The sequence below is a fragment of the Phenylobacterium sp. genome, assembly GCF_030654915.1.
Lineage (GTDB): Bacteria > Pseudomonadota > Alphaproteobacteria > Caulobacterales > Caulobacteraceae > Phenylobacterium.
The window spans coordinates 1-1,922 of sequence record NZ_JAURWM010000349.1 but is presented as its reverse complement, the minus strand read 5'-3'; the positions used below and the strand labels follow the sequence as shown (position 1 = coordinate 1,922).

Here is a 1,922-nt window from a genome sequence, read left to right as displayed (position 1 = left end):
CGGACGTTGATCCAGCGCGCGCCGGGTTTTCACCCCGCACCTCATACCCACCGGACCAGCCTGGATCAGAGTAATGGCCGACGACGCCGACACACCCACGCGCGACTACCGCGAAACCGTCTTCCTTCCGGACACGCCGTTCCCCATGCGCGCGGGCCTGCCGCAGAAGGAGCCGGTGATCCTGGCGAAGTGGGCGCAGGCCGACCTCTACAACACGCTGCGCGCCGAGCGGCAGCGGGCAGGTGCGCCCCTGTTCGTGCTGCATGACGGCCCGCCGTACGCCAACGGCGCGATCCACATCGGGCATGCCCTGCAGAAGACCCTGAAGGACTTCGTGGTCCGATCGCGGTTCCTGCTCGGCTACGACGTCGACTATGTCCCCGGCTGGGACTGCCACGGCCTGCCGATCGAGTGGAAGATCGAGGAGGAGCTGCGCGGCCAGGGCCGACGCAAGGACGAGGTCTCCAAGGCCGAATTCCGCACCCGCTGCCGCGAATACGCCGCCAAGTGGATCGCCGTGCAGATGGGCGGCTTCAAGCGCCTGGGCGTGCTCGGCGACTGGGAGAACCGCTACGCGACCATGGACTATTCGAGCGAGGCCGCGATCGTGGCCGAGTTCCACAAGTTCGTGGCCACCGACCAGCTCTATCGCGGCTCCAAGCCGGTGATGTGGAGCCCGGTGGAGCGCACGGCCCTGGCCGACGCCGAGGTCGAGTATCATGACCACGTCTCGCCGACGATCTGGGTGAAGTTCCCGGTCGTCCAGGGCTCCGACGCGGCCGTCGGCGCCAGCGTCGTGATCTGGACGACCACGCCCTGGACCATCCCGGCCAACCGGGCGATCAGCTACTCGGAGTCGATCAGCTACGCGGTCTATCAAGTCGAGGCCATGGAAGAGGGTCTCGAGTTCGAGCCCTGGGCCAAGGCCGGCGACCGGCTGATCCTGGCCGAAAAGCTGGCTGAGGACGTCTTCACCACCGCCAAGATCGCGAAATGGCGCAAGGTCGAAACCATCGACTGCCAGGGCATGATCTGCGAGCATCCGCTGCACGCGCTCGACGCCCACTACGCCTTCCCCGTGCCGCTGCTGCAGGGCGATCACGTGACCGACGACGCCGGCACCGGCTTTGTCCACACCGCGCCCGGCCACGGCGCCGACGACTATGTGGTCTGGCTGGCCCACGGCCATCGCGAGATCCCCGAGACCGTCGATCAGGACGGCGCCTACTACCCTCATGTGCCGCTGTTCGGCGGCCTGAAGGTGATCGAGACCGAAGGCAAGAAGGCCGGCAAGTTCGGCCCCGCCAACGGCGCGGTCATGGACAAGCTGATCGAGGCCGGACGCCTGCTGGCGCGCGGCCGGATGACGCACTCCTATCCGCACTCCTGGCGCTCCAAGGCGCCGGTGATCTTCCGCAACACTCCGCAGTGGTTCATCCGCATGGATGAGCCGATCGACACCCCGGCCAACAACGGCCGGACCCTGCGCGAGACGGCGCTGGAATCCATCGAGGCGACGGCCTTCTATCCGGCCGGCGGCAAGAACCGCATCCGCTCAATGGTCGAGAGCCGCCCCGACTGGCTGATCAGCCGCCAACGCGCCTGGGGCGCGCCGCTGGCCATGTTCGTCGACAAGGAGACGAACCACCCGCTGCACGACCCCGAAGTCGATCGCAAGATCGTCGAGGCCATCAAGGCCGAGGGCGCCGACGCCTGGTTCAACCGCCCGGTCACCGATTTCCTGGGCAGCCACGATCCGGAACGCTTCGAGAAGATCGACGACATTCTCGACGTCTGGTTCGACAGCGGATCGACCCACGCCTTCACCCTGGAAAACCGCGCAGGCACCCACTGGCCGGCCGACCTCTACCTCGAAGGCTCCGACCAGCATCGCGGCTGGTTCCAGTCCTCGCTGCTGGAAA

1 protein-coding gene is annotated in these 1,922 nt (G+C 67.1%); it reads left to right on the top strand.

The annotated features are described in order from the left end of the window. Positions 1 to 73: 73 nt before the first annotated feature. Positions 74 to 1,922 (top strand): isoleucine--tRNA ligase (locus Q7T84_RS17930; protein WP_304811581.1); only part of this gene is annotated, 1,849 nt, incomplete at its 3' end.